19 protein-coding genes are annotated in these 18,941 nt (G+C 62.3%); 12 read left to right on the plus strand and 7 right to left on the minus strand.

Going from position 1 to position 18,941, the window contains the following annotated elements:
- Positions 1–53 precede the first annotated feature (53 nt).
- Both speB and LB528_RS01010 read right to left on the minus strand, forming a co-directional pair.
- Positions 54–1,019 (minus strand): agmatinase, encoded by a 966-nt coding sequence (speB, locus tag LB528_RS01005; protein WP_224512200.1) that lies wholly within the window; start codon positions 1,017–1,019, stop codon positions 54–56.
- Positions 1,020–1,113: 94 nt separating this feature from the next.
- Positions 1,114–1,719 (minus strand): hypothetical protein, encoded by a 606-nt coding sequence (locus LB528_RS01010; protein WP_224512199.1) that lies wholly within the window; start codon positions 1,717–1,719, stop codon positions 1,114–1,116.
- Between the two features lie 121 nt (positions 1,720–1,840).
- Between LB528_RS01010 and cysE the strand changes: the two genes are divergently transcribed.
- On the plus strand, positions 1,841–2,689 hold the full coding sequence (gene cysE, locus LB528_RS01015) for a serine O-acetyltransferase (RefSeq protein WP_224512198.1): 849 nt from the start codon (positions 1,841–1,843) through the stop codon (positions 2,687–2,689).
- Positions 2,690–2,836: 147 nt separating this feature from the next.
- Positions 2,837–3,040 carry a DUF3126 family protein gene (locus LB528_RS01020; RefSeq protein ID WP_140750558.1) on the plus strand — a complete coding sequence of 68 codons (204 nt, stop codon included), beginning with the start codon at positions 2,837–2,839 and terminating at the stop codon, positions 3,038–3,040.
- 71 nt (positions 3,041–3,111) lie between these two features.
- Here LB528_RS01020 and LB528_RS01025 read toward each other — a convergent pair whose 3' ends face one another.
- Complete coding sequence (locus LB528_RS01025) at positions 3,112–3,699, minus strand: hypothetical protein (protein WP_224713526.1); 588 nt, start codon at positions 3,697–3,699, stop codon at positions 3,112–3,114.
- A 345-nt stretch (positions 3,700–4,044) separates the two neighbouring features.
- On the opposite strand from LB528_RS01025, the gene clpP reads away from it, so the two are divergent.
- The 4 genes from clpP (at position 4,045) to hupB (ending at position 9,400) form a co-directional block, all read left to right on the plus strand.
- On the plus strand, positions 4,045–4,680 hold the full coding sequence (gene clpP / locus LB528_RS01030; RefSeq protein WP_224512196.1) for an ATP-dependent Clp endopeptidase proteolytic subunit ClpP: 636 nt from the start codon (positions 4,045–4,047) through the stop codon (positions 4,678–4,680).
- Between the two features lie 290 nt (positions 4,681–4,970).
- Positions 4,971–6,245: an ATP-dependent Clp protease ATP-binding subunit ClpX gene (gene clpX / locus LB528_RS01035; RefSeq protein ID WP_224512195.1), complete on the plus strand. Its 1,275-nt coding sequence runs from the start codon at positions 4,971–4,973 to the stop codon at positions 6,243–6,245.
- Between the two features lie 274 nt (positions 6,246–6,519).
- Positions 6,520–8,931 carry an endopeptidase La gene (gene lon / locus LB528_RS01040; protein WP_224713527.1) on the plus strand — a complete coding sequence of 804 codons (2,412 nt, stop codon included), beginning with the start codon at positions 6,520–6,522 and terminating at the stop codon, positions 8,929–8,931.
- A 196-nt stretch (positions 8,932–9,127) separates the two neighbouring features.
- Entirely contained in the window at positions 9,128–9,400 is a 273-nt protein-coding gene (hupB, locus tag LB528_RS01045) for a DNA-binding protein HupB (RefSeq protein WP_224512194.1), read from the plus strand.
- An 86-nt stretch (positions 9,401–9,486) separates the two neighbouring features.
- Here the strand turns inward: hupB and LB528_RS01050 are convergent, their stop codons facing one another.
- On the minus strand, positions 9,487–10,509 hold the full coding sequence (locus LB528_RS01050) for an aldo/keto reductase (protein WP_224713528.1): 1,023 nt from the start codon (positions 10,507–10,509) through the stop codon (positions 9,487–9,489).
- Positions 10,510–10,681: 172 nt separating this feature from the next.
- Here LB528_RS01050 and hxlB point away from each other — a divergent pair, with 172 nt between their 5' ends.
- A complete protein-coding gene (gene hxlB / locus LB528_RS01055) occupies positions 10,682–11,248 on the plus strand; it encodes a 6-phospho-3-hexuloisomerase (protein WP_224713529.1) in 567 nt (188 codons plus the stop codon).
- Between the two features lie 3 nt (positions 11,249–11,251).
- Positions 11,252–11,995, plus strand: coding sequence for a creatininase family protein (locus LB528_RS01060; RefSeq protein WP_224713530.1), 744 nt, complete (start codon positions 11,252–11,254; stop codon positions 11,993–11,995).
- Positions 11,996–12,042: 47 nt separating this feature from the next.
- Here LB528_RS01060 and LB528_RS01065 read toward each other — a convergent pair whose 3' ends face one another.
- From LB528_RS01065 to LB528_RS01075, 3 genes are all read right to left on the minus strand, one after another.
- Positions 12,043–12,960: a carbohydrate ABC transporter permease gene (locus LB528_RS01065; RefSeq protein ID WP_224713531.1), complete on the minus strand. Its 918-nt coding sequence runs from the start codon at positions 12,958–12,960 to the stop codon at positions 12,043–12,045.
- 8 nt (positions 12,961–12,968) lie between these two features.
- Entirely contained in the window at positions 12,969–14,084 is a 1,116-nt protein-coding gene (locus tag LB528_RS01070) for a carbohydrate ABC transporter permease (protein ID WP_224512186.1), read from the minus strand.
- 195 nt (positions 14,085–14,279) lie between these two features.
- Positions 14,280–15,956, minus strand: coding sequence for a sugar ABC transporter substrate-binding protein (locus LB528_RS01075; protein ID WP_224713532.1), 1,677 nt, complete (start codon positions 15,954–15,956; stop codon positions 14,280–14,282).
- 281 nt (positions 15,957–16,237) lie between these two features.
- On the opposite strand from LB528_RS01075, the gene LB528_RS01080 reads away from it, so the two are divergent.
- The 4 genes from LB528_RS01080 (at position 16,238) to LB528_RS01095 (ending at position 18,933) form a co-directional block, all read left to right on the plus strand.
- Complete coding sequence (locus LB528_RS01080) at positions 16,238–17,296, plus strand: ABC transporter ATP-binding protein (protein WP_224713533.1); 1,059 nt, start codon at positions 16,238–16,240, stop codon at positions 17,294–17,296.
- Positions 17,297–17,322: 26 nt separating this feature from the next.
- Positions 17,323–17,775 carry an RbsD/FucU family protein gene (locus LB528_RS01085; RefSeq protein WP_224713534.1) on the plus strand — a complete coding sequence of 151 codons (453 nt, stop codon included), beginning with the start codon at positions 17,323–17,325 and terminating at the stop codon, positions 17,773–17,775.
- Positions 17,776–17,779: 4 nt separating this feature from the next.
- Positions 17,780–18,724 (plus strand): ribokinase, encoded by a 945-nt coding sequence (rbsK, locus tag LB528_RS01090; RefSeq protein ID WP_224713535.1) that lies wholly within the window; start codon positions 17,780–17,782, stop codon positions 18,722–18,724.
- Positions 18,725–18,834: 110 nt separating this feature from the next.
- Positions 18,835–18,933, plus strand: coding sequence for a putative RiPP precursor (locus LB528_RS01095; protein WP_208648418.1), 99 nt, complete (start codon positions 18,835–18,837; stop codon positions 18,931–18,933).
- Positions 18,934–18,941 lie beyond the last annotated feature (8 nt).

The raw sequence follows: 18,941 nt of genomic DNA on the forward strand, positions 1-18,941 counted from the left end.
CGAGAGCGTCAGGATTAGCCGGACAGGCGCTGTGCGCTTTTCCTGTAATCGCGCTAGCCGCGCTCCCTCCTGTCGGCGAGGGATCCCGCCATGACGCACAGCAGCTCGAACATGATCGTCGCGCCGGCCAGCGCCGTCATGCCGCCAATGTCAAAGGGAGGCGCGACCTCGACGACATCGGCGCCTGCGAAATTCAATCCGCCCAGCAATCGAACCATCTCCTGCACCTCGCGTGTGGTGAAGCCGCCGAGCTCCGGCGTTCCGGTGCCGGGCGCCATGGACGGATCAATGCAATCGATGTCGAACGTCACATAGGTAGGGCTGTCGCCCACAAGATCGCGCGCTTCCTGCATGACGGAAACGACGCCGCGCCGGACGAATTCTTCCATATAGATGATGCGCACGCCCTGAGCGGTCGCCCAATCGTGTTCGCCCGGTTCATAGATCGAGCCTCTGATCCCGATCTGGACAACCCGTTTCGGGTCGAGCAGCCCTTCCTCGATCGCGCGGCGGAAAGGCGTTCCGTGGGTGTAGGGATTGTCGCCGAAATAGCGGTCGTTGGTGTCGGAATGCGCATCGAAGTGAACCATGCCGACAGGCGCCTTGCGGGCCACCGCGCGCAGCACCGGCAGCGTCGTCAGGTGGTCGCCGCCCGCGGCGAGCGGCAGGGCACCATCCGCTACGATCGCGGCAATGCCGTCCTCGATGCGCTTCAACCCGTCGAGCAGGTTGATCGGATTGACCGAGACGTCGCCGACATCGGCAACATTGGCGATGCTGAACGGTTCGGTTCCCGAGACATGGTGGACGCGGCGCATCAGGCTCGACTGGTTCCTGATTTCGCGCGGACCGTGGCGGGCGCCGGCCCGGTTGGTCGTGCCGCCATCCCAGGGAATCCCGACAAGGGCGATGTCGAGCCCCTTCGCGCTCGGCACGGCCGGCAGCCGCATGAAGGTGGAAAGCCCGGCAAAGCGCGGCACCTGCGCTGCGTCGACGGGTTGGTGGAAGCTGTTTTCCATGGTGGCGGCCATCCCAGAGCGGTTCACGTTCGATGGTGATCGCAGGGCCCTGGATTTGGGCATAGGGGCAAAGCCCTGCGGGAGTATGGGCCTATCAGGGCTGGTCTTGCAGCGCTTGCAGTGAACGGCCGAGATTTTCCCTGGCCTGCGCCTCGAACCGATCCCGGAACTCGGTCGTACAGAAAATGTGCGGACGGGCGAGGAAACTCTTCAGGACGGCCGCCCGGCCCGCGCGCCACATCGGCTCCTCCACCCAGCCATATTCCAGCCGGACCGCCTTCTCATAAGCATCGAACACCGCCGGTTCGGCGCCGAGGATCGCCAGATCCATGTCGAGCAAAAGGGCCGCATCGTTGACCGCGTCCTCGTCGCGGAAAGGCGGCAATTGATGGGTGGCGGTGGCGTTGATCATCGCCGCTATGCGGGCGAGGCGATGAGGATCGGCGCGCCCGGCGAGCCTTTTCTCGGCCAGGTCTGCGCTTTTTGCCTCATTGTCCTTGGCGCGGCTGTCATAAATCGCGTCGTGGAACCAGATCGCCGCCTCGACGGCCTGAGGATCATCGAGAAGGTGCCGGTATTCGCTTGCCAGCGCCAGCATCGCTTCGATATGGGCCATGCCGTGATAGTGGCGATCCGCGGCCCTGTAGAGCGTCGCAAGCTCGCTTTTCAGCGCATCGTCGATCAAGGGTTCGTTTTCCATCGTCGCTTGAATTTGGATGAACCAGGTCCATTTGACAAAGCACTAAGGAAAATTGAGTTCAACCGTGCTATGATCTGGCCTATATGTGCCGCCGGAGAATGAGCAAGGCCGGAGAGCGTCGATGAACAGCGTTACGATTGCCCGCCCCAGCATGGTGCAGCCGGTCGACCCGATCTGGCGGTCGATCCGCGACGAGGCGATGGAGGCAGTGAACCGCGATCCGCTGCTCGCGGCCTTTCTCTACTCGACTATCCTGAACCAGGAGAGCCTCGAAGAAGCGGTGATCCACCGGCTGGCCGAGCGCCTGGCGCATCAGGATATCGGTTCCGATCTCATCCGCCAGACCTTCAAGGCAATGCTGAACGACGATCCGGAGTGGAGCTCGACGGTTCGCGTCGACATCCAGGCCTATTACGATCGCGACCCGGCCTGCGACCGCTTCATCATGCCGGTTCTCTACTTCAAGGGTTTTCACGCCATCCAGACGCACCGGCTGGCGCATTGGCTGTGGAACCAGGGCCGCAGGGACTTCGCGCTCTATCTGCAGAGCCGCTCGTCCTCTGTGTTCCAGACCGATATCAATCCAGCCGCCCGCATCGGCAAGGGCATCTTCCTCGACCATGCCACGGGTCTGGTCGTCGGCCAGACCGCCGTCATCGAGGATGATGTCTCGATCCTGCACGGGGTGACGCTGGGCGGCACCGGCAAGGCCAGTGGCGACCGCCACCCGAAGATCCGCCGCGGCGTGCTGATCGGCGCCGGCGCCAAGATCCTCGGCAATATCGAGATCGGCCATTGCTCCAAGATCGCGGCCGGCTCGGTCGTGCTGTCGCCAGTGCCGCACAACAAGACGGTCGCCGGCGTGCCCGCTCGGGTCGTGGGGGAGACCGGCTGCGACCAGCCTTCGCGGCAGATGGACCAGCTCCTGCCGTCGCAAAGCATGGACCACGTCGTGAGCTTCGATATCTGACCGACCCTTTGCCGGCGGCCGCCCAACGAGCCGCCGTTTCGCTTGGCCGTTCTCCCATGTTATCCTGCCAGCTTGCCTTTACATGGCCATTGTTGGCGTGTCAGAAGCGCGTTCCCACGAACAAGGCCGACATTTCGGAGAAGACTTTTGAAGCCTGACGAAATCAGAAAGCTCGACGCTTACTTCAAAAGCGTCTTCCAAAATCCCAAGCTGCAGGTGAAGGCGCGCCCGCGCAAGGAAGACTCGGCCGAGGTTTATGTCGGCGACGAATTCCTCGGCATCGTCTTCAAGGACGAGGACGACGGCGACTATAATTTCTCGATGGCCATTCTCGACATCGATCTGGGCTAAGCCGGCAACAGCTCTGGCCGGGGCGCGGAACATCGCCGTCCGGCCGGTGCAACCTACAGGCGAGATGCCGCCTAATCCTGACAGTGCTGCGGGATATGCACTCGCCGCCAGCTGGTCGAACCTTCCCGCACCACTACCCGGCGCGCCACTGTCCCGTATGAGGGCGGGATTTGCCGGATGCGTACCTGCTGCGGACGCACCAGCACTTCGTGGGCAACCGCTTGAAATTCCGCCGGCTGAACGACGCGCCGGACGCGCTCCGGCTGGACCACGACCGTCTCGGCGACACGCGCATAGCGGGCCTTGCGCCACACCTTGCACAGCACCTTGCGGCCATGAATGATGCGCCACTCCCAGGCATAGCCGGCATCGTCGACCTTGACCGTGTGGTAGACCGTGCGTGTGACCGCCGGCACTGTCTCGTAGGCGACGCGCGCTGGAGCGATCCGGTCCACGCTTTGATAGGTGCCGTAGATCGGCGCGTCGTAATCGACGACCTGTCCGCCGGGGCTCACCATCACATCCTCGTAGACGGTGTCGTAAAGTGCCGGCCTGTGGATCGGCTCATAGCATTCGAGCGCGCGGCCGCCGGCGGCGGTTTCACAGACGCTGGCAAGCATAGCGACGGCCGCCAGCGATGCGGAGCTTTTCCGGATCATGACATTCCCCCGTTGAAAAAGGACGCCTTCACAACGCAGGACTGTAGCGGAAGGTCCGGGGGCCGGCAGCGATTTCAGGGCTTTTCGTTAAGCGGAGCGGTTAAGGAATTGCTACCTTACCATGTCTTCGGTTCGGCCAGCCGGACCGAGCGAGCCTCGTCGGCCTATTTGCCTGGGTTTTTGCCGGCGCCGCGACGCTTGATTCGGCTTAACCAGATGGCTAGGAGAGGCGGCCTTGCGCTAGGGTGAGCCGGCATCCTATTTAGGGCGTAACCGATCCAGAACGATTCCGCGCGATTGCTGATAATACCAAGGTGCCGGAATCCATCTCCACAAGGGTAGTCCATGAAGAACCCCGTTGAAACCTACATGAACCTCGTTCCGATGGTCGTCGAGCAGACCAATCGCGGCGAGCGTGCCTATGACATTTTCTCGCGCCTCCTGAAGGAACGCATCATCTTCATCACCGGCCCGGTCGAGGACGGGATGGCGACACTGGTTTGTGCACAGCTTTTGTTCCTCGAGGCGGAAAACCCCAAGAAGGAAATCAACCTCTATATCAATTCGCCGGGCGGCGTCGTCACCTCGGGCATGGCGATCTATGACACCATGCAGTTCATCAAGCCGGCGGTGTCGACGCTCTGCATCGGCCAGGCCGCCTCGATGGGTTCGCTGCTTCTGACCGCCGGCCACAAGGACATGCGTTTTGCCACGCCGAACGCCCGGATCATGGTTCACCAGCCGTCCGGCGGCTTCCAGGGTCAGGCTTCGGACATCGAACGTCATGCGCAGGACATCATCAAGCTGAAGCGCCGCCTGAACGAGGTCTATGTCAAGCACACCGGCAAGAGCTATGACGAGATCGAGAGGACGCTCGACCGCGACCATTTCATGACCGCGGAGGAGGCCAGGGACTTTGGTCTGATCGACAAGGTCATATCGAGCCGCGAGGCCGTCGAGACAGTCGCAGTCTCGGCCTGACATCCACAGCAAATGACAGCATAACGCGGTTTTGGCGCGTCTTGCGGCATTTCGGCCACAATTGGCTGTTCCCTCAGGCGTTGGGATTGCCTACGTTAAGGCTATGTTGATTTTCGACGGCTTAGCTTTGCATGGGGTTGCTGCGAATCGTTGCCGCGTTTTCTGAATTGTGTTTCGTACGGAATGCGCTGTGTGAGCCGGGGCACTGGCGGTGGCGGATTCCCGCGATAGATTGGTGAGACGTCACTCAAAGCCAGGCGATCGGCGGGCGACGGTGAAAGGACAGAAAAATGAGCAAGGTCAGCAACGGCGGCGGCGATTCAAAGAACACGCTTTACTGCTCGTTTTGCGGCAAGAGCCAGCACGAAGTCCGCAAGCTGATCGCCGGACCGACGGTCTTCATCTGCGACGAATGCGTCGAATTGTGCATGGACATCATCCGCGAGGAGAACAAGACCTCGATGGTGAAGTCGCGCGAAGGCGTGCCGACCCCGCAGGAGATCCTCAAGGTCCTCGACGACTACGTTATCGGCCAGCCTTACGCCAAGCGCGTGCTGTCGGTGGCGGTCCATAACCACTACAAGCGCCTGGCGCATGCCGGCAAGAATAACGACGTCGAACTGGCGAAGTCGAACATCCTGCTGATAGGCCCGACCGGCTGCGGCAAGACGCTGCTCGCCCAGACGCTCGCCCGCATCATCGACGTGCCGTTCACCATGGCCGACGCCACGACGCTGACCGAGGCCGGCTACGTCGGCGAGGACGTCGAGAACATCATCCTGAAGCTGTTGCAGTCGGCCGACTACAATGTCGAGCGCGCCCAGCGCGGCATCGTCTATATCGACGAGATCGACAAGATCTCGCGCAAGTCGGACAATCCCTCGATCACCCGCGACGTGTCGGGCGAAGGCGTGCAGCAGGCGCTGCTCAAGATCATGGAAGGCACGGTCGCTTCGGTGCCGCCACAGGGTGGCCGCAAGCATCCGCAGCAGGAATTCCTGCAGGTCGATACCGCCAACATCCTGTTCATCTGCGGTGGCGCCTTTGCGGGTCTCGACAAGATCATTTCGGACCGTGGCCGCAAAACCTCGATCGGCTTCGGCGCGACGGTTGCCTCGCCCGAGGATCGGCGCACCGGCGACATCTTCCGCCAGGTCGAGCCCGAGGATCTGTTGAAATTCGGCCTGATCCCTGAATTCGTCGGCCGTCTGCCGGTTCTGGCGACGCTGGAAGATCTCGACGAGCCGGCGCTGATCCAGATCCTGACCGAGCCGAAGAACGCGCTGGTCAAGCAGTATCAGCGGCTGTTCGAGATGGAGAATGTCGACCTGACGTTCCACGAAAACGCGCTGTCGGCGATCGCCAAGCGCGCCATCGAGCGCAAGACCGGCGCGCGCGGCCTGCGTTCCATCATGGAAGCGATCCTGCTCGACACCATGTTCGAGCTGCCGGCGCTGGAAGGCGTGCGCGAGGTGGTGATTTCGGAAGAAGTGGTGTCCGGCAACGCCCGGCCGCTCTACATCTACTCCGAGCAGAAGGAAAAGAAGGGCAATGTCAGCGCCTGAAATGGCATTGGACCCGTCAATTTTCATGGAACGGCGCCCGCGTGGCGCCGTTTTGCTGTCAAAGGCGGGGAGGGTGGCAGTGGAAGGGCTCGAACGACGGTGCTAACCCTTGATCTTTGCCTCGGCTACATCCACCTAACAGCAGAAGGCCGAGGCGCCGAATTCTGTGCTGTAAAATTCCCGTCACAAACGGTGGTAGGCGGAACGACGCTCGGTCGTTAATATGAGATTCGCGGTTGGCTAAATAAGCGGCCGCGACATGAAAGGTTGGACAATGGCCAAGATATCCAAGGCTTCCGGCGACGGCGTTTTCGCAGTTCTCCCACTGCGCGATATCGTCGTGTTCCCGCATATGATCGTTCCGCTCTTCGTGGGCCGTGAAAAGTCGATCAAGGCGCTGGAAGAGGTGATGGGTCAGGAAAAGCAAATCCTGCTCGCCACCCAGATGAATGCAGCCGACGACGATCCTGAGCCCGATGCGATTTTCGACATCGGCACGCTCGCCAATGTGCTGCAGCTTTTGAAGCTGCCCGACGGCACCGTGAAGGTGCTGGTCGAGGGCGCCTCGCGCGCCAAGATCGTCTCGTTCACCGATCGCCCCGATTTCCATGAAGCCCGCGCCACGGCGTTGGCCGAGCCGGAAGAGGAAGAGGTCGAGATCGAGGCGCTTGCCCGCTCGGTCGTCACCGACTTCGAGAATTACGTCAAGCTGAACAAGAAGATCTCGCCCGAAGTGGTGGGCGCCGCCAGCCAGATCGACGACTATTCCAAGCTCGCCGACACGGTTGCGTCGCATCTCGCCATCAAGATCCCCGAGAAGCAGGAGATGCTCGCCACGCTTTCCGTCAAGGAACGGCTGGAGAAGGCGATGGGCTTCATGGAAGCCGAAATCTCCGTGCTCCAGGTGGAAAAGCGCATCCGCTCGCGCGTCAAGCGCCAGATGGAGAAGACGCAGCGCGAGTACTACCTTAACGAGCAGATGAAGGCGATCCAGAAGGAGCTCGGCGAGGGCGAGGACGGCCGCGACGAGGCCGCCGAGATCGAGGCGCGCATCAAGAAGACCAAGCTCTCCAAGGAGGCCCGCGAGAAGGCGGAAGCCGAATTGAAGAAGCTGCGCTCGATGTCGCCGATGTCGGCTGAATCGACGGTCGTGCGCAACTATCTCGACTGGCTGCTGTCGATCCCGTGGGGCAAGAACTCCAAGGTCAAGCAGGACCTGAACTATGCGCAGGACGTGCTCGACGCCGATCATTTCGGCCTCGACAAGGTCAAGGAGCGCATCGTCGAGTATCTCGCCGTGCAGAGCCGCCAGAAGAAGATCAAGGGGCCGATCCTGTGCCTCGTCGGCCCGCCCGGCGTCGGCAAGACCTCGCTCGGCAAGTCGATCGCCAAGGCGACCGGCCGCGAGTTCATCCGCATGGCGCTTGGCGGCGTGCGTGACGAGGCCGAGATCCGCGGCCACAGGCGGACCTATATCGGCTCGATGCCCGGCAAGGTCATTCAGTCGATGAAGAAGGCCAAGAAGTCCAACCCGCTCTTCCTGCTCGACGAGATCGACAAGATGGGCCAGGACTTCCGCGGCGATCCGTCATCGGCCCTGCTCGAGGTGCTCGATCCGGAGCAGAACTCGACGTTCATGGACCATTACCTCGAGGTCGAATACGACCTGTCGAGCGTCATGTTCGTGACGACGGCGAACACGCTGAACATCCCTGCGCCCCTGATGGACCGCATGGAGATCATCCGTATCGCCGGTTACACCGAGGACGAGAAGATCGAGATCGCCAAGCGTCACCTGATGCCCAAGGTGATCCGCGACCATGCCCTGCAGCCGAACGAATTCTCGGTCGGCGAGGACGCGATCCGCGGCATCATCCAGACCTACACGCGGGAAGCCGGCGTGCGCAGCCTGGAGCGCGAGCTGATGAAGCTCGGGCGCAAGGCGGTGACCGAGATCCTGCGGACGAAGAAGAAGACGGTGAAGATCACGGCGGATAACCTCGCCGATTATCTCGGCGTGCCGCGCTTCCGCTTCGGCCAGGTCGAGGCCGACGATCAGGTCGGCGTGGTCACGGGTCTTGCCTGGACGGAAGTCGGCGGCGAGCTGCTGACGATCGAAGGCGTCATGATGCCCGGCAAGGGCCGCATGACGGTGACCGGCAACCTGCGTGACGTGATGAAGGAATCGATCTCGGCGGCGGCCTCTTATGTCCGCTCCAGGGCAATCGATTTCGGCATCGAGCCGCCGCTGTTCGACAAGCGCGACATCCACGTCCACTTGCCGGAAGGCGCGACACCGAAGGACGGCCCGTCCGCCGGCGCCGCGATGGCCACGGCTATCGTGTCGGTGCTGACGGGTATCCCGGTCCGGGCCGATGTGGCGATGACCGGCGAGATCACGCTGCGTGGCCGCATCCTGCCGATCGGCGGCCTGAAGGAGAAGCTGCTCGCGGCATTGCGCGGCGGCATCAAGAAGGTGCTGATCCCGGAAGAGAACGTCAAGGATCTGGCGGACATTCCGGACAACGTCAAGAACGGCATGGAGATCGTCCCGGTCTCGCGTGTCGGCGAGGTGCTCGCGCACGCGCTGACCCGGATGCCGGAGCCGATCGAGTGGGTCGAGCCGGTCAATGCGCCGGCTCCGGTCGACTCCGGCGACGATGCCGGAAAGTCGCTTGCTCATTAGAATATTCTAACGTTGCAATGCACAAAGAGAGAGCCGGGCCGTGAGCCCGGCTTTTTCATGTGAAAAAGCCATGAAAAAATGCAAAAAAGCCCGGAATTCTGCGGTTTTCGGCTTGGGTTCCTGTACGCTTCTTTCTAAAGTCCGTTTCCTGCCGGACGAGTCGTAAGTTCCGGTTTTCTCATGGAAGGAAATTTTGATGAACAAGAACGAACTGGTGTCCGCTGTCGCCGACTCCGCAAGCCTTTCGAAGGCTGATGCGCAGTCCGCCGTCGATGCGGTGTTCTCCGTGATCACAGGCGAACTTAAGAAGGGCGGCGATGTCCGGCTTGTCGGCTTCGGAAATTTCACCGTGTCAAAACGCGCTGCTTCGACCGGCCGCAATCCGCAGACCGGCGCGGAAGTGCAGATTCCAGCGCGCACAGTGCCGAAGTTCTCGGCCGGCAAGGGCCTCAAGGACGCGGTCAACTAAGACCTTTATTCTTTAAGAGCAGAAAAGCCGGGCTTGCCCGGCTTTTCTTTTTCTGGCGATCGGCCCTGCACTTTTGCTGGAATTGCTCAGGCCGTCGGCGCGTCGGCGCGCATCAGGCCTTCCTGTTTCAAATCCGCCCAGAGCGCCACCGGTATCTTGGTGTCGAGCAGCGCGCGGTTGCTCTCGACCTCGGCAGGCCGCTGGCCGCCGGGGATCACAGACATCACCGAAGGGTGCTGCAGCGGGAATTGCAGAGCCGCCTCGATCAGACGCACATTGTGGCGCTCGCAGACGGCTTCGATGCGCGCCACGCGGTCGAGGATCTCCTTCGGCGCCTCGCTGTAATTGTAGAAGGCGCCCGGCTTCGGTCCGGTCGCCAGCACGCCGGAATTGTAGGGGCCGCCCAGCACGATGCCGATGCCACGCTTCTGGCAAAGCGGCAGGAAGGATTGAAGCGCTTCCTGTTCGAGCAGCGTGTAGCGGCCGGCGAGCAGGAACAGGTCGAAGTCGCCGCGCTCGGCAAGCGTCTGAGCGACTTGCCACTCGTTGATGCCGCCGCCGAAGGCCTTGATCACGCCCTGATCACGCAGCGAAAGCAGCCCGTAATAGCCGGACGACATGAACTCCTCAATGCGGGCGTCGGAGGCTTCCTTGCTGCCATGGGTGAAGATGTCGACGTCGTGGACGAAGAGAATGTCGATACGGTCGACGCCAAGACGCTCCAGCGAGGCCTCGAAGGAGCGCATGACGCCGTCATAGGAGTAGTCGTAGACTTCCCGGCGCGACGGTGTCTCGAAAAACTTGCCGATGCCGGTGCGCTGGTCCGGCGGGGCGACGCGCATGATGCGGCCGACTTTGCTCGACAGCACATAGTCGTCGCGCTTTCTGCGGCGGAGGAACGGGTTGAGGCGCGTTTCCGACAGGCCGAGGCCGTAGAGCGGCGCCGTATCAAAGTAGCGGCATCCGGTCGCCCATGCCGCTTCCAGGGTGGCATTGGCGTCCTCGTCGGAGATGGCGCGGTAGAGATTGCCAAGCGGCGCTGTGCCGAAGCCGAGCTCGGTGAAGGTGATGCCGCCATTGCCGATGCGGTCGAAGTGCCGTGTCTTCATGTCTGATGATGTCCCGGAGTGATTTGTCTGACATGACACTATCATGCCCGTGGCCCAGCAAAAGTGCTGAGGCTCGTTGGACAGCGATTTTCGCAGTGGTAGCATGAACAAAAACAAGCCTTTCGCGGCGCGCACCGCAAATCGCGATATTTGCGCAGGAGGGTGAGCCGTCATGATCAAAGCCGGATCCGGCATGTTCGCGACCGCGCTGGACGAGCTTGGCGCGGTGCTGGCGCGCACGGATGAAGCTCGCATCGACGCCGCCTGCGCGATACTGGCCGACGCCGGCAAGATCGCCGTCTATGGCTGCGGCCGCGAGGCGCTGCAGGTGAAGGGTTTCGCCATGCGGATCTACCATCTCGGTCTGCCGGTCTCGGTCGTCGGCGACATGACCACGCCGCCGCTCGGGCAGGGCGACGTCTTCCTGGCGAGTTCAGGGCCGGGCGAGACCACTACGGTGCTGACCTTGATGCGCGTTGCCCGCGATGCCGGCGCGAAGGTGCTGCTTTTGACGGCAGAACCGGAAAGCAGCGCCGCCAAGCTCGCCGACTTCACGCTCGTCATCCCGGCGCAGACGATGGCCAGCGACCAGGGCGCGGCAAGAAGCTCGGTGCTGCCGATGGGCTCGCTGTTCGAAGGCGCTCTGTTCCTCTTATTTGAAATCATGGTGCTGAAGCTCCAGGCGCTGACCAATGCGACGCCGGAAGGGATGCGCGCCAGGCACACCAACATGGAGTAGGAGATGCGCTACGAGCTGATGCTGCCGCACCAGATCCGCAAGGCGATCGAGGAGAACTGGCCGGTCGTGCTGCCGCTCGGCGTGCTCGAATACCACGGCGAGCACATGGCGGTCGGCATGGACACGCTGGCCGTCGTCAAGACGGTGGAGCTGATCGAGAAGGAGAGGGACCTCGTCATCCTGCCGCCCTTCTATTACGGCGCGGCAAGCTATGCGGTCGCGGCGCCGGAAGGCAGCGGCTCGGTGCAGGTCGGCGGTCCGGTGCTTTCGCCCTTCGCGGAGGAATTGTTCTACGGGCTGCTGCGTATCGGCTTCCGCAACATCCACGCCATCATCCACCACCAGACCGAAAATTTCGTGGCCGGCATGCCGACCGATCTCGCCTTCAAGACCGCCGGTCGGCAGGCGATCTTCCGCTTCCTGGAAAAGGAGCGCGGCGAGGGCTGGTGGGGTTCCAACACCATGGCCGATTACTATGCCGGCCATGCGCAGGGCGAGAATGTCTTCAACTGGGTGCAGGTGCATCCGTTGATGCCGGCCGCGATGACCGGCAAATATCCGTTCGACCATGCCGGCAAAGGTGAGACCTCGCTGATGCTGGCGCTGTGTCCCGAGGCGGTGGATGCCGGCCATTTCGCGGACAATACCAGCTGGTACACGAAGAGCGCGCCGGAAGCTTCGGCGGGCCTCGGTAAGATCGGCGTCGCCATGATCCTGGATCATCTAAGGTCGATCCTGGTGCGATAGGCGCGGTTCTTCCTTCTCCCACAACAAGGGGAGAAGGTGAGGTCCAGCTACTTCACCGAGCCGGCCGTCATGCCCATGATCAGATAGCGCTCGAGCGCGATGCCGATGATCGCCAGCGGCGCGATCGCGGCGGTGGCCAAGGCCGCCATCGACCACCAGTTGATGCCTTGCGAGCCGGTCTGGCTCGCCACCATGACGGGGATGGTCTTGGCATCGGTCGATGTCAGAAGCGCGGCGAAGAAATACTCGTTCCAGCACAGCACCATCGCCAGGATGAAGGCGGCGACCATGCCGGGCAGGGCGATCGGCATGACGATGCGGAAGAAGGCGCCCCAGATCGACAGCCCGTCGACCAAAGCCGCCTCCTCCAACTCGACGGGTATCGAGTTGAACTGGTCGCGCATGATCCAGATGACGATCGGCAGCACCATCAGCGTGTAGAGGAGCACGAGCCCAATACGGGTGTCGAGGAGCGCCACTTCCCGGTAGAGCACCAGGAAAGGCAGCGCCAGAACGACTGGCGGCAGGATGAGCTGCGACAGGAAGAAGAAGGAGATATCCTCGTTCTTGAACCAGGCGAATTTGTAGCGGTAGCGGACAAGGCCATAGGCGGCGAGGCTGCCGATGATGATGGCGAGGCTCGATGCGCCGACCGAGGTGATGACGGAGTTCATGAAACGTTTGAGGAATTCGTCGCGCACGGTCGATGTCTGGAAGATCGAATCCGGCGACAGGCCGAGCGAGCGCCAGCCCTTCCAGTCAGGTGTAAAGTCGACGAAGGGAATGAGATGGCCTTGGGTGACGTCGACCGCCGATTTGAACGAGGTGGTGATCGTCCAATAGATCGGGAACAGACAGACGAAAGCCCAGAAGATAAGCGCGCCATAGATGAAGACGCGGCTGGCGATGAAGGCCGCCGGCGAGCGGATTTCGGAAACGGTGTAGTCGGTGGTCTGGACGCTCATGATGCCGCTCAGTTGACGTTGCGCACGAAGCGACTGGCGAATTTCAGGAGCCAGGTCACGAACACGATGATGATGACCAGATAGGCCATGGCCAGCATGGTACCGTAGCCGACATTCGAGCGGTCGCGGTATTCGCGATAGATGAAGCTCGACACGGAATCGGTGGCGCCGCCGGGTCCGCCGGAGGTCAGGGTGATGATGATGTCCGCGAGCTTCAGCTTGAAGATGATGCGCAGGATCACCGCCGTCACCGATACCGGCAGCATCAGCGGGAAGGTGACCTGCCAGAAGGTCTGCCATGCCGTCGCACCGTCGACGCGGGCGGCTTCCAGCACCTCGCGCGACATCGCCTGCAGGCCGGCAAGCAGCATGATCATCATGAACGGGATGAAGGTCCAGGCATCGAGCATCATGATCGAGATGCGGGCGGTGATCGGATCGGAGAAGAAGGCGGGATTGTCCCAGCCGAGATGACGCGCCAGTGTCGCCGCCGGGCCGAACCGGTACTCCATCAGCGACTTGCCGACCATCCAGGACACGGCGACCGGCGACAGCATCAGCGGCAGCAGGAAGACGACGCGGAAGAATTTGCGGGCCCGAATCTGCGCATTGAGCAGCAGCGCCAGGCCGAAGGCGATGACATATTCGACCAGCACCGCAAGCACATAGAGCACCATGTTCAACAGCGCGTTGCGGTAATAAGGGTCGGCCAGCATCTGCCAGAAATTGTCGAGGCCGTTGAAACGGCGGCCTGAGAACGAGCTGAGGTTCCAGTCGGTCAGCGCGATGTAGAAGCCGAACAGCGTCGGGAAGATCACCATGGCGATGGTGAAGAGCAGGGCCGGCAAAAGGAACAGCGCGCGCTGCCCGTCCTCGCCGCGCGTCAGCACCTGCCAGGCGCCAAGCGCTGCGCCCCACAAGATGTAGGCGTAGACGACCGGGCGCCATGTGTCGAAACCGACCGTGGACATCTCGGTCTTGTAGAGGATCTGCACGACGATGATCGCCAGCAGGCCAAGCGTTGCAATGGCCAGCAGGCCCCAGCCGAGGCGCTTGCGGCCTGCCGGGATCAGGTCGGCCGGATGTGCCGGCCACGCATTCGCGGTCGAAATCTGCTCAGCCACGCCTCTCGCCTTCTAGAGCGCTTCACCGTTTCACGGAAACGGCGAACCGCTCTATCTCTTTGTTTTTACGCAATTCCGGACGGAAAACCGCTCACACTTTTCCTGGAATTGCTCTAACGCTTCAAACCGGCCGAGCCGGTAAAGATGCGGCCCGGTGACGATGTGCCACCGGGCCGCGACGTCTCATAAGCCAGCCTACATGCCGAGCGAGGCTTTGTAGAGCTTGATCTGGTTTTCGCGGCCGATCTGGTCGGTCAGCTTTTCCCAGGCCGCGGCGATGGCGTCGGCGCCTTCCTGCGCCTTCATCTTGCCGGCGAAGGTGTTGGCCAGGATGTCCTCGGCGGCTGAATAGTACTGGAAGATGCCGGGGATGCGTGGCTCGATCGCCGCGTTCGGATGGTTGTAGGAATCGCCTTCCGACTTGAGATAGGAGGTGATGAAGGCCTCGTCATAGCCGGCCGCAACCCATTCGGGAATGTTGAAATGGGAGTTGCGGTACGGCTGGAAGCCCGACGGATACATCGCCGTCCAGATCGACAGGTCCTTGCCGCCGAGATGGGCGGCCGCCGACCACGCGGCCTTCTTCTTCTTTTCGTCGGAATCGACGCGGGCCATGACATAGACGCCCCAGCCGAGATAGGCGCAGTTGGGCGCATAGTTCGGGCCGCTGGCAAGCTTTTCCCACTTGCCGGTCTTGGAGTTGTAGACGTCGTCGGAGCCCGGCAGGATCGAGAAGCCGGTGACGTCGCCGATGACCGATGAGTCATTGGTCTTCACATTCGAGCCGACATCGCCCCACCAGGGGATCATCGAGCCGGTGCCGGCCAGGAACTGCTGGAAGGCGGTGGTGTTCGGATCGGCGTTGATCTGGTCGGCGGGCTCGGAGGGCAGGGCGTCGATGACGTCCTGGATGGCGCGCACCCAGGCCGGGTTGTTGATGCGCGGCTTCATCGTGTCGGCATCGAACAGCCAGGCCTTGTCGTCGGGATGCTTGGCATAGGCCGTGGCGCGGCTGCCGAGGAAATAGAAGCCGAAACCGCCCCAGGGCTTGGGCGCGTCGAGATAGCCGTAGACGTCTTGGCCCTTGAACTTCTTGCCCTTGAGGAACTTGGTCACGGCCTGCACCTGTTGCCAAGTCTTGGGCACGCCCCACTCCGTCAGCCCTGCCTTGTCGCCGCTGTCGGCTTTCCAGGCTGCCGCCAGCTCGGAGTCGGAGAACACGTCGGTGCGGTAGTTGAAATTATGCGCGTCGCCGTCAATCGTCACGCGATATTGCTTGCCGTTCCACGTGCCGACCGGGGGCTTGAGATAGTTGACCAGATCCTCGAAATCGATCTGTTTCTTGACCCAGTCGGGCATCTCCGAGGTCAGGCCCTTGCCGCAGACATCGCCTTCGAAGGGCGCGCCCATCTCGATGATGTCGAAATCGACGGTCTTGGTTGCGATCGACTGCTGCAGGCGGGCATTGTAGTCGGCCTGGGCAAGATCGATCCAGCTGATCTTGGCGCCCGTATAGGCCTCCCATGGCTTCAGGAAGCCGCGGAACAGCACGTTGTGCAGGTTCTGGTTGTTGAGGCCCATGAAGGTGAGCTCGACACCGGCGAATTCGCCTTCCTTGACATTGGCCTTGGTCGCTTCGAGGCAGAGCTCGCCGACCTTCTGGAAGTCGGCATCCGTCGGCTGGCCTTTGCCGACGCCCGGGATCTGCAGGATTTTCGCGCGCACACTGTCGTCGGCGGCCGCAGGCCTCGTCAGTGCTCCGAGCCCGGCGCCGGAGGCGGCGGCGATTGCGGCCATGCTGGCCGCACCCTTCAGCACATCGCGACGGCTCGCACCGGCGCGCATCAGTTTTTCATACAGGTCGACTCTCATCTACAGGTTCCTCCCAGAACATCAGCGATTGAATTGAAGTGGCCAATCTCTCGGACGTCGAAACGCCTCACGGTTCTCCTCGATCATACCGGACGTGGGACCCCACCCTGCGTCGCCGGAGCTCCGATTTCAGGGTAGCAGGCCTGCTCTCGGATTGGCACTCGCCACTATTCGCGTAATCGATTACCTTGTCAACAAGATTGGCTTTTTATCTATAAGATACCGACTTGCCGTTGCCGTTCGCAATGGCTAGCTTCACCGCAAACGATAAAGGGGAGACGATGGCTCAAGTCGCGATCAGCAGTGTGGCCAAGGCGTTCGGAACCGTCAAGGTCCTGCATGAGGTCAGCGTCGATATTGCCGACGGACAATTCGTCGTGCTGGTCGGCCCGTCGGGATGCGGCAAATCCACGCTGCTCAGGATGGTGGCCGGGCTGGAGACGGTTTCCGGGGGCACGATCTCGATCGGCGACCGGGTCGTCAACAACCTGCCGCCGGCGAAGCGCGACATCGCCATGGTGTTCCAGAATTACGCGCTCTATCCGCACAAGACGGTGGAGCAGAACATGGCCTTCGCGCTGAAGCTGCGCGGCACCGATCCGGCCGTGGTTGCCGAACGGGTGAAGCGCGCCGCCGATATCCTCGACCTCGCGCCCTATCTCAAGCGCTACCCGCGCCAGCTTTCGGGCGGCCAGCGCCAGCGCGTCGCCATGGGCCGCGCCATCGTGCGCAATCCGCAGGTGTTCCTGTTCGACGAGCCGCTTTCCAATCTCGACGCCAAACTGCGCGTGCAGATGCGCACCGAGATCAAGGAGCTGCATCAGCGGCTGAAGACGACCACCATCTATGTCACCCACGACCAGATCGAGGCCATGACCATGGCCGACAAGATCGTGGTGATGCGCGACGGCCGCATCGAGCAGGTCGGCGCGCCGCTGGAACTGTTCGACCGGCCGGCCAATCTGTTCGTCGCCGGCTTCATCGGCTCGCCGTCGATGAACCTGCTCAACGGCACCGTGAAAAAGGGGGGGAAGCCCGTGGTCGACATTGCAGGCTCGGCGTTTCCGATGCCGACCGATATCGCCGCGGCGGATGGCCAGGCCGTGGTCTATGGCGTGCGCCCCGAGCACCTGGAAATCCATCCCGACGGCGTCGCATCCACGATTTCGGTGGTCGAACCGACAGGATCGGAGACGCTGGTGTTCGTACGGTTCGGCGAGGGCGAGATGGTGGCGCTGTTCCGCGAGCGTCACGACTTCAAGCCGGGCGACACGCTCAAGCTCAGGCCGCGCCTCGACCAGGTCCACCTCTTCGACGCCGAAACCGGCAAGCGTCTCTGACCGCATCAACCCTTCAAGAGGAACCCATGCTCAAAGGGATCAATCCGCTGCTCAATGCCGACGTGCTCCAGGCGCTGCGGGCGATGGGCCATGGCGACGACCTGATCATCGCCGACACCAATTTCCCGTCCGATTCGGTGGCGCGGCAGACGGTGCTCGGCAAGCTGTTGCGCATCGATGCGACGGCGGCGGAGGTGGTGAAGGCGGTGCTGTCGCTCTATCCGCTGGATACTTTCGTCGACGATGCGGCAGCGCGCATGGAGATCGTCGGCAAGCCGAACGAAATCCCGCCGGTGCAGAAGGAGGTGCAGAAGGAGATCGACGCGGCCGAGGGCAAGCCCCGGCCGATGATCTCGATCGAACGCTACGCCTTCTACGAGCGCTCGAAGAAAGCCTATTGCGTGATCCAGACCGGCGAGCGCCGCTTCTATGGCTGCTTTGCCTTCCGCAAAGGCGTCGTGCCGCCGGATGCCGAGTAAGGACATGGCTACCGGCAAACCCGTCATCACGAAGCCTGTTGTGATCCTTGGCGTGTTCGTCGCCGACACCGCCTATCGCGCGGACCGCCAGCCGCGTCTGGGCGAGACGATCCTCGGCAATTCCTTCAAGCTCGGCCCGGGCGGCAAGGGCTCAAACCAGGCGGTGGCGGCAGGGAAACTCGGCGCCGACATCACCTTCCTGACCAGGCTCGGCGTCGATGCCTTCGCCGACATGGCAAAGCAGACCTGGAAGGACGCAGGCGTGAAAAGCGCCGTCATCGATACGCCGGACAGCTATACCGGCGCGGCCTATATCTTCGTCGAGGAAGGCACCGGCAACAACGCCATCATCGTCAGCCCGGGCGCGGCAATGCTGATCTCTCCGGCCGACATTGAGGCGCATGCCGAGCTTATCCGTTCCGCCGGCGTCTTCGTCACCCAACTCGAACAGCCGATCGATGCAGCCTTGAGGGCGCTGGAAATCGCGCGCGGGGCAGGGGTGACAACCATTCTCAATCCCGCGCCGGCCGCCAGCCTGCCCGACCGCATCTACGCGCTCTGCGACTATGTCACGCCCAACGAGACCGAGGCAGAAGGGTTGACCGGCATCAATGTCTCCTTAATCGACGACGCCCGCCGCGCCGCCGACGCGCTGCTCGCCAAGGGCGTCGGCACCGTCATCGTGACGCTGGGGGACAAAGGCGCGCTGCTGCACAGCAAGGACCGATCCGAACATGTCGGTGTTGTCAGTGCCGGTCCGGTGGTCGAGACCACGGGGGCGGGTGACGCGTTCAACGGCGGTCTCGCAGCCGCTTTGGCAAGGGGCGTCGAGCCGCTGGAGGCCGTGCGCTTTGCCTGCGCTGTCGCCGGCATTTCGGTGACGCGCCCCGGCACCGCGCCGTCCATGCCGACCCTCGAGGAGGTCGAGGCGCTGCTCGCCAAGGCCTGAGGCCTCCCGCCTTCCATTTTTCGCGACTTTTTTAGCGGCCCTTTATTGCGGAACGCAACTGAGGCGAGCGCGTTCAACGTCCTGTCAGCGCGCCGATTTGGAACGGTAGGATGAAAAAGCCTTACGAGAAGCCCACGCTTGTAAAGCGCCAGAAGCTCACCGAACGGACGGCCCAGATCGTCGCTTCCGGGGTTGTGCTGGGCGAATGATTTCCAAG

The organism is Mesorhizobium sp. CA4, assembly GCF_020165075.1.
Taxonomy (GTDB): domain Bacteria; phylum Pseudomonadota; class Alphaproteobacteria; order Rhizobiales; family Rhizobiaceae; genus Mesorhizobium.

Bases quoted from the DNA above. Each gene is read 5' to 3' on its own strand.
- LB528_RS01025 (WP_224713526.1), bottom strand. From the start codon at position 3,699: ATGATCCGGAAAAGCTCCGCATCGCTGGCGGCCGTCGCTATGCTTGCC.
- LB528_RS01010 (WP_224512199.1), bottom strand. From the start codon at position 1,719: ATGGAAAACGAACCCTTGATCGACGATGCGCTGAAAAGCGAGCTTGCG.
- lon (WP_224713527.1), top strand. From the start codon at position 6,520: ATGGCCAAGATATCCAAGGCTTCCGGCGACGGCGTTTTCGCAGTTCTC.
- LB528_RS01060 (WP_224713530.1), top strand. From the start codon at position 11,252: ATGCGCTACGAGCTGATGCTGCCGCACCAGATCCGCAAGGCGATCGAG.
- LB528_RS01080 (WP_224713533.1), top strand. From the start codon at position 16,238: ATGGCTCAAGTCGCGATCAGCAGTGTGGCCAAGGCGTTCGGAACCGTC.
- clpP (WP_224512196.1), top strand. From the start codon at position 4,045: ATGAAGAACCCCGTTGAAACCTACATGAACCTCGTTCCGATGGTCGTC.
- hupB (WP_224512194.1), top strand. From the start codon at position 9,128: ATGAACAAGAACGAACTGGTGTCCGCTGTCGCCGACTCCGCAAGCCTT.
- LB528_RS01085 (WP_224713534.1), top strand. From the start codon at position 17,323: ATGCTCAAAGGGATCAATCCGCTGCTCAATGCCGACGTGCTCCAGGCG.
- clpX (WP_224512195.1), top strand. From the start codon at position 4,971: ATGAGCAAGGTCAGCAACGGCGGCGGCGATTCAAAGAACACGCTTTAC.
- speB (WP_224512200.1), bottom strand. From the start codon at position 1,019: ATGGAAAACAGCTTCCACCAACCCGTCGACGCAGCGCAGGTGCCGCGC.
- LB528_RS01050 (WP_224713528.1), bottom strand. From the start codon at position 10,509: ATGAAGACACGGCACTTCGACCGCATCGGCAATGGCGGCATCACCTTC.
- hxlB (WP_224713529.1), top strand. From the start codon at position 10,682: ATGATCAAAGCCGGATCCGGCATGTTCGCGACCGCGCTGGACGAGCTT.
- LB528_RS01065 (WP_224713531.1), bottom strand. From the start codon at position 12,960: ATGAGCGTCCAGACCACCGACTACACCGTTTCCGAAATCCGCTCGCCG.
- rbsK (WP_224713535.1), top strand. From the start codon at position 17,780: ATGGCTACCGGCAAACCCGTCATCACGAAGCCTGTTGTGATCCTTGGC.
- cysE (WP_224512198.1), top strand. From the start codon at position 1,841: ATGAACAGCGTTACGATTGCCCGCCCCAGCATGGTGCAGCCGGTCGAC.
- LB528_RS01095 (WP_208648418.1), top strand. From the start codon at position 18,835: ATGAAAAAGCCTTACGAGAAGCCCACGCTTGTAAAGCGCCAGAAGCTC.
- LB528_RS01075 (WP_224713532.1), bottom strand. From the start codon at position 15,956: ATGAGAGTCGACCTGTATGAAAAACTGATGCGCGCCGGTGCGAGCCGT.